Genomic DNA, 7,924 nt, shown 5'->3' on the forward strand with positions numbered 1-7,924 from the left:
GTCGAAGACCATGAACTCCAGGATGTGCCGCGGCTCGATCTCGGCGGTGTAGACCCGCAGATAGGGCTCCAGCGCGCAGCCCATCCGCAGCWGACTGACCAGGGCCAGGTGGTCGTTCACCTTGGGACTGTTCTCGGCGAAGCAGGCTTCCAGCAGACTGGCGATCAGCTGCGCCCGCTCCAGATACATGCCGACCATCATGAACCGCCAGCTCTCGCCATGGCTCATGGTGGTGTCCGCCGCGCCCTTGAACAGGTGCACGTCGGCGATGACGTCATGCAGGAAGGTCACCGAATTGTCGGCGAACTCGCGGCCGGCGTTGCGATCGATGACCTTCAGGTACAGCAGGTTCAGCCGCTCCCAGGTCTCGGTCGTGATCTGGTCGCGGACCTGGCGGGCGTTCTCCCGGGCCCTCGACAGGGACGAGACCACCGAGTTGGCGTCCGACCGGTCCAGAACGAGACCCTTGGCGGCCTCGAAGGCGCCGGCGCTGAGCTCGGTCTCGCCGACCGCGGACAGGGCGATCCGGACGGCCTCGGCGCCGGTGTCGGTCTGGTCGAGAGTGGCGTTGAGCATCACCGTCGACAGCCGAGACAGGTGCTCGGCCCGTTCGATGTAGCGGCCCAGCCAGTAGAGACTGTCGGCAACGCGAGCGAGCATCATTGGCCGGCTCCTTTGTCGGCATGACCATTGCCATTGCCGTTGTGACCGTTCTCCTCGGCGAGCACCCAGGTATCCTTCGACCCCCCGCCCTGGCTGGAATTCACCACCAGCGAACCGCGCTTCAGCGCCACGCGGGTCAGGGCGCCGGGGGTGACCACGGTCTTTTCGCCCGACAGGATGAAGGGCCTCAGGTCGACGTGGCGCGGTTCGATCCTGCCATCCACCAGGCAAGGCGCGGTCGAAAGCTGGATGGTCGGCTGGGCGATATAGTTGGCCGGATCGGCCTTCAGGGCGTCGGCGAACTCCGAGCGTTCCCTGGCCGAGGCGTGCGGCCCGACCAGCATGCCGTAGCCGCCCGAAGCGCCCACCGCCTTGACCACCAGCTTGTCCAGGTTGTCGAGCACATGGCTCAGCTGTGCCGGCTCGCGGCACAGGAAGGTCTCGATGTTGGGCAGGATGGCGTCTTCGCCGAGATAGTAGCGGATGATGTCGGGCACGAAGGCGTAGACGGCCTTGTCGTCGGCCACCCCGGTGCCCGGCGCATTGCACATGACCACGTTGCCGGCCCGGTAGGCGTTGAACAGGCCCGCGGCCCCCAGCGACGAATCACGGCGGAAGGCCAGGGGATCGATGAAGTCGTCGTCGACCCGGCGATAGATCACGTCCACCCGGCGAAGGCCGGTGGTGGTGCGCATGTAGACCATGTTGTCATGGACCACGAGGTCGCGGCCCTCGACCAGCGGAACGCCCATCAGGCGGGCCAGATAGGCGTGCTCGTAATAGGCCGAATTGTAGACGCCGGGGGTCAGCACCACGACCTGCGGGTTCGACCGCCAGTCGGCGCTCATGCTCTTCAGCGTGGCCAGCAGCAGGTCGGGATAGCGCTCGACCGGCCGCACGCCCGCCTCCCGATAGGCGCCGGGGAAGGTGCGCTTGGAGGCGTCGCGGTTGGCAAGCATGTACGACACGCCCGACGGCACCCGCAGATTGTCCTCCAGCACGGCGAATTCGCCGTCCTGGCCGCGGATCAGATCGCTGCCGCAGACATTGGCGTAGGCCTTGTGCGGCACATAGACGTTCTGCATCTCGCGACGGTAGGACGGCGCGCCCAACACCAGTTCGCGTGGAACCACCCCGTCCATCAGGATCTGCTGTTCGCCGTAGATGTCGGCCAGGAACATGTTCAGCGCCTGCAGGCGCTGGGTCAGGCCGGCCTCGATCTTGGCCCATTCCTGGGCCGGCAGGATGCGGGGGAAAAGGTCGGTCGGGATGATCCGCTCGGTGGCGCTGTCGGCCCCGTAGACGGTGAAGGTGATGCCTTGCAGCAGGAACGACCGCTCGAGCATCCGCTGCCGGTCGGCCAGCTCGCCGGCGCCCAGCGCGGAGATTCGGCTTTGCAGCGCCGCGTAGTGGACCCGCACGTCGCCGCCTTGGGCGATCATCTCGTCATAGGCCACGCCAGGCAGGTACGCCGCACCGATCATCGGCAGGGTGGGAGTATCGTCGATGTCCTGGATTTTCGCCGCCACGCCCGTGTCCACTTTGTCCACCCTGCGCGCCGCATTGAGGCGGCGCGTCCCGATCCAGCCTAGAACGCGCGAAGCTCGGAAGCGGTGCTTTTCTCCTCGCGATCATCCGATGCACGGGACTGCCCAACATTTAGGCGCCCTCCTGATGCGCAGGGAACCCGAGCGTCGAACCGTTTCAGGACATTTCACCGCGTGACAGGCGGCGGGGGGGCGACTACAGGGGTTCGGGGGCGCTCCGCGCGGGGACTTGAAGGCTTGGTGCGTAAGAGATTTGCCCTTGGCATGACCACGGCGGCCTTGTTGGTCGCCGGCCATGCCAGTGCGGCTGAGCCCGCGGCCAGCATCACCGGCGTCGAGGACAAGGCGCTGCGCGAAGCGATCCAGCGCGCCATGACCGAAGCCAAGGCGCCGGCCCGCAGCCGCTCGGAGGCCCGCCGCCGAGCCAGGGACGCCGGCGATGACGCCGTCGCCGTGCTGCGCTCGGAAGGCTACTACGCCTATGTCGTTGAGCCGGACGTCTCGGAAGCCGATCCGCCCCGCGCGATTCTCAAGATCACCCCCGGTCCCGTGTTCGTGATCGCCGACCCCCGGCTGGCCTGGAGCGGGGACGCGCCGGACGAGGGGGTCGTCAAGCGGGCCGAGAGCGTGATTCGCCTGACGCCGGGCGCCCCGGGCCGGGCCGGCGACGTGCTGGCGGCCGAGGGACGCGTCGTTTCCCAGGTTCAGCAGCTGGGCTACGCCGACGCGACGGCCGAGCCGCGCGAGGTCGTCGTCGATCACGCCGACCACACGCTGCGTCCGGTCTTCCATATCGCCGCGGGCGACCTGACCCATGTCGACGGGATCCAGGTGGTGACGCAGGGCCGGTCGAACCCCGCCTGGGTCAAGCATCTGGCGCCGTGGACGTCGGGGGACATCTACGAGCCCGACGACATCGCCGAACTGGAGCGCAGGCTGCGCGACACAGGCGTCTACGACACCGTCTCGGTGTCGCTGTCTCCCAAGGACAAGGCGCTGCCCGACGGGCTGCGGCCGGTGATCGTGACCCTGTCCGACCGCAAGGCCCGGACCGTGGAGCTGGCCGCGAACTACTCGTCCACCGACGGGCCGGGCGCGGACGCCAAGTGGATCCACTACAATCGCTTTCGTCGGGCCGACACCACCACCCTGACGGCGCGTCTGGCTCGGCTGGACAGCCGCCTGGAAGCCGAACTGGCCCTGCCGCATTGGCGACGCAGCCAGCAGACCCTGAAGCTCAACACCGCCATCTACCGCGAAGACACCGACGCCTACGTGGAGACCGGCGGCCATCTCGGCGCGGACCTGACCCGGCGGTTGCGGCCGACCGTCTATCGCACCTACGGCGTCTCACTGGACCTGTCGCAGGTCGACTCGCTCACCACCGTCGATGGCGTCACCACCGACGTCGAGCAGAACTTCGCCACCTTCACCCTGCTGGGCGCCCAGGCCTGGGACCGGTCCGACAGCGTGCTGGATCCGAGCAAGGGCTGGCGGCTGGACGTGCGGGCCGAACCCACCGCCATCACCGGCGACCTGACCATGGCCTTCCTCAAGGTCCAGGCCCAGACCACGGCCTACCTCCCGTTCGGGAAAGGCGCGCGCACCGTGCTGGCTGGACGGTTCAAGGCCGGGCAGATCCTGGGCGGCACCATGCCCGAGGTGCCGGCTTCGAACCGATTCTACGCCGGCGGCGGCGGTTCGGTGCGCGGCTACGCCTACCAGGCCATCGGGCCCCGGATCGACAACACCACCACGCCGCAGGGCGGCCTGTCGCTGCTGGAGAGCTCGCTCGAGCTGCGCCACAAGTTCACCGACCGGTGGGGCGCGGTGGCCTTTGTCGACGCCGGCGCGGTCGGCGTCGACAAATGGCCCAACGGCGACGACTTCGGCGTGGGCGTCGGGGTCGGCGTGCGCTACGACCTGGGTTTCGGACCGATCCGGGCCGACATCGCCATGCCGATCAGCAAGCGCGAGGGCGACCCCTCGTTCCAGGTCTATATCAGCATCGGGCAGGCCTTTTGACCGACGCCCAGACACCACCTGGCGGGCCGCCGCCTGAAGACATTCCCGAAGTCGTCGCCGAGGCGGCGACCAAGGTCGCGCGCAAGATCGGCTGGCCGGGCCTGATCGTCATCGTTGCGGTGAGCCTGGTGGTGCTGGTCGCGGTGTTGCTGGGCGGCGTGCGCTTCGGCGCGATCACGCCTCAGGGCCGCGCCTTCCTGGAGGCGCGCACCAGCGGCCTGAAACTGGGCCGGATCGGCCGCTTGAAGATCGAAGGCCTGTCGGGCGACATCTGGAACGCCTTCGGCGTTCGCCGCCTGACGATCAGCGACGAAAAGGGCGTCTGGCTGGAGGCCGCCGACCTCTATATCGACTGGCGGCCGGCCGAGCTGTTCTACCGTCGCTTCCACGCCGACGAGATCACCGCCCGCCAGGTGGTCGTGCTGCGTCGCCCGACCCTGACCCCCAAGGGCAAGTCCAGCGCCGCCCCGGTGTCGGTGGACCTCGACAAGGTCGCCCTGCGCCTGATCACCCGTCCCGAGTTCAGTCGCCAGGCCGGCGACTTCGACCTGAGCGGCGACTACGAGATGGCGCGGCTGGGCGGCCAGAAGGGCAATCTGCGAGCGCTCAGCCGCCTGCACGCCGGCGATCACCTCAAGCTGATCTTCGACCTTGGGCGCGACAAGACCCTGCTGCTCGACGCCGAGGCGCGGGAAGCCAACGGCGGCGCCCTGGCCGGAGCGATGGGCCTGTCGCCCGACCGGCCGTTCGATCTGAACGCCAAGGCCCATGGCACCACCAGCCAGGGCGCCTTCACGCTTCTGGCGCGCTCGGGAAAGGCCACGCCGTTGAAAGCCGGCGGCGCCTGGACGCCGCAGGGCGGTTCGGCGACCGGCCAGATCGACCTGTCGGCTTCGACCCTGACCGACCGGGAAGAGAAGATGTTCGGCGCGGACGCCCGCTTCTCGATCGTCGGCCGCAAGGCCGGCGCGTTCAGCGACCTCGACTTGAAGATCGACAGCCAGAACCTCGACCTGGTCGCTCACGGCCCGGCCGATCTGGGCAAGCGCCTCACCGCGCCGGCGGGCCTGACCTTCAGCGCCAAGGTCGGCAACCTCTCGCGCCTGACGCCCTTGCCGACCATGGGAGCCGGCGTCGCGGACGGGGTGTTCCACCTGACCGGCGACGGCTTCCTGATCGACGGCCGCGTCGATGTCCGCAACCTTTCATGGCTGGGTTATCGACTGGCGCGGGCCAAGGGGCCGGCCCAGGTCGGCTGGAAGCTGGGCGAGCTCAGCATCAAGGCCGACGCCACGACCGAAGGCGGTGGCGGGCAGGGGTTGCTGGCCGTGCTGGGGCGCTCGCCCTCGGCGCAGTTCGAAGGGGCGCGGCTGAAGGACGGCCGCTTCCTGATCCGCTCGGCCAAGGTCCAGGCCCCGAACCTGAGCGTCGTCGCCCAGGGCGAGCGCGGCATCCTGGGCGGCCTGTCGTTCAAGGGCGACGCCAAGGTCGCCTCGCTGGCTCCGGTTCGCGCTGGAATGGCGGGCCAGGCGACCGCGAAATGGTCGGCCAGCCAAGGCGCCGGCAAGCCGTGGATGCTGACTGTCGACGCGCGAGGCGGAAACTTCGCCACCGGCCTTGCCGAACTGGACCGCCTGCTGGGCAAGACCCCGCGCCTCAACGCCCGCGCCTCGTGGGCCAACAACCGCCTGTCGGTCGCCGACGCAAAGCTGGACGGAACGTCCGCCTCGGTGCGCACCTCGGGCGTGTTGGGCCCGGGCACGGCCCTGGCTTTCAAGCTGGACTGGACGGCCACGGGGCCGTTCGTCGCCGGTCCGATCGAGGTGGCCGGCAAGGCCAAGGGCACGGGGGCCGTCACCGGAACCCTGACCGCGCCCAAGGCTGACTTGATCGCCGATTTCGACTCCATCGACGTGCCGCGTCTGCCACTCAAGGACGCCCACGTGGTGCTGTCCTTCGCCAAGCGCGCGGACGGCGGCGACGGCACGGCCTCGATCGAGGCTGGCAGCCAGTACGGCCCGGCCAAGGCCCGCACGGCCTTCAACTTCGCGACGGGCGGTCTGGAGCTGACCGACCTGGACGTCGACGCCGGCGGCGCCAAGGCCAAGGGCGCGGTGTCCCTGCGCAGCGGCCGTCCCGCCACGGCCGACCTGACGGTGGCGGTCGGTCCTGGAGCCTTCCTGACCCAGGGCCGGGTCACCGGCACGGCCAGGATCACCGACGGCGCCTCCGGTCCCGTGGCCCAGCTCGACCTGGCGGCCGACGACATCGTCGGCGGGGCCTGGAAGGTCCGGCACGCGGCGGTCAAGGCGGCCGGCCCGATGGCGCGGTTGCCGCTGACCATCGACGCACGCGGCGAGGCCCCGTCCGGCCGCTGGAAGCTGAACGGCTCGGGCGTCCTGACCCAGGCCGGCGAGGAATACCTGCTGGCCCTCGACGCCGCCGGCGCCATGGCGCGCACCGAGATCAAGACGCGCGAGACCGCCCAGATCCGCTTTGGCGGGCCGCGCACCAACGCCCGTCTGCGGCTGGCGGTCGGCGACGGCGCGGCCGACCTGGACGCCGACGTGGGCGGTGATCTGGCCACGCTGCGGGCGCAACTGACCGGCGTCAGTCTCACGGCGATCAATCCCGACATGGCCGGCAAGGTCGACGCCCATGTGAACCTCTCCGGTTCGGGCTCGACCCTGACCGGCGACTTCGACGCCAACCTGATCGGGGCCCGCGAGCGTGGCCCCAGGACCGACCTCGCGCTGAACGCCGAGATCCGCGGCGTGTTGCGCGATAACCTGATGACCATCAACGCCACCAGTTCCAACAGCCAGGGCCTCCAGGCGAAGGCCGAGGTGACGCTGCCGACCGAAGCCTCGGCCAAGCCGTTCCATCTGGCGATCAACCGCCAGCGGCCGGTGCGCGGGCAATTCACGGCTCAGGGCGAGATCAAGCCGCTGTGGGATCTGCTGGGCAGCTCGGAGCGCAGCGTCTCGGGCAAGATCGACGCCGAGGGCGACCTGGCCGGCACCCTGGCCGATCCGCGCCTGACCGGTCGCGCCAGCCTCGAGGGCGGCCGAGTCGACGACGGCCAGACCGGCCTCAGCCTGCGCGACGTGATCGTTCGGGTAGCCCTGGCCGACAACGCCATCGACGTCAGCCAGGTCTCGGCCGGCGACGGGCAGGGCGGCACGATGTCGGGCTCGGGGCGCATCAGCCTGGCGCGCGGCGGACTGGGCAGCTTCAAGCTGGACCTGAAGGGCTTCCGGGTCATCGACAACGAACTGGCCTCGGCCACGGCCAGCGGCCAGACCTCGGTCAACCGCGGCGCCGACGGCAAGGTCAGGATGGTCGGCGCGCTGGTCATCGACCGCGCCGACGTCTCGGCCCAGACCAAGACCCCGGCCGGCGTGGTTTCGCTGGACGTCATCGAGCGCAATCGCCCGGACGAGATGGATCAGGGCATCGAGGCCCGCAAGGTCGCGCCGGGCAGCGGCATGCTGCTGGACCTCACCCTGACCGCGCCTCGGCGCATTTTCGTACGGGGCCGGGGCCTGGACGTCGAGCTGTCGCTGAACGCCCATGTCGGCGGCTCGACCAACAGCCCGATCCTCGACGGCGAGGCGCGGATGGTGCGGGGCGAATACGACTTCGCCGGCAAGCGCTTCGAGTTCGAGGAGAGCGGCACGGTGCGTCTG

Annotated in this window: 4 protein-coding genes; 2 read left to right on the top strand and 2 right to left on the bottom strand. The window is 69.6% G+C overall.

Going from position 1 to position 7,924, the window contains the following annotated elements:
* Window positions 1-663: alpha-E domain-containing protein (locus AC1DZ6_RS13895; protein ID WP_477097754.1), on the bottom strand; the 663-nt coding region annotated here is incomplete at its 3' end.
* Window positions 660-2,192 carry a circularly permuted type 2 ATP-grasp protein gene (locus tag AC1DZ6_RS13900; protein WP_477097755.1) on the bottom strand — a complete coding sequence of 511 codons (1,533 nt, stop codon included), beginning with the start codon at window positions 2,190-2,192 and terminating at the stop codon, window positions 660-662. The genes AC1DZ6_RS13900 and AC1DZ6_RS13895, both read right to left, overlap by 4 nt.
* A 282-nt stretch (window positions 2,193-2,474) precedes the next feature.
* Between AC1DZ6_RS13900 and AC1DZ6_RS13905 the strand changes: the two genes are divergently transcribed.
* The gene (locus AC1DZ6_RS13905; RefSeq protein WP_477097756.1) at window positions 2,475-4,235 is read left to right on the top strand and encodes an autotransporter assembly complex protein TamA; all 1,761 of its coding nucleotides are present in this window, start codon (window positions 2,475-2,477) and stop codon (window positions 4,233-4,235) included.
* A partial coding sequence (locus AC1DZ6_RS13910) for a translocation/assembly module TamB domain-containing protein (RefSeq protein WP_477097757.1) occupies window positions 4,232-7,924 on the top strand: 3,693 nt, incomplete at its 3' end. The genes AC1DZ6_RS13905 and AC1DZ6_RS13910, both read left to right, overlap by 4 nt.

This window comes from Caulobacter sp. P1_B12_2 (genome assembly GCF_056406675.1).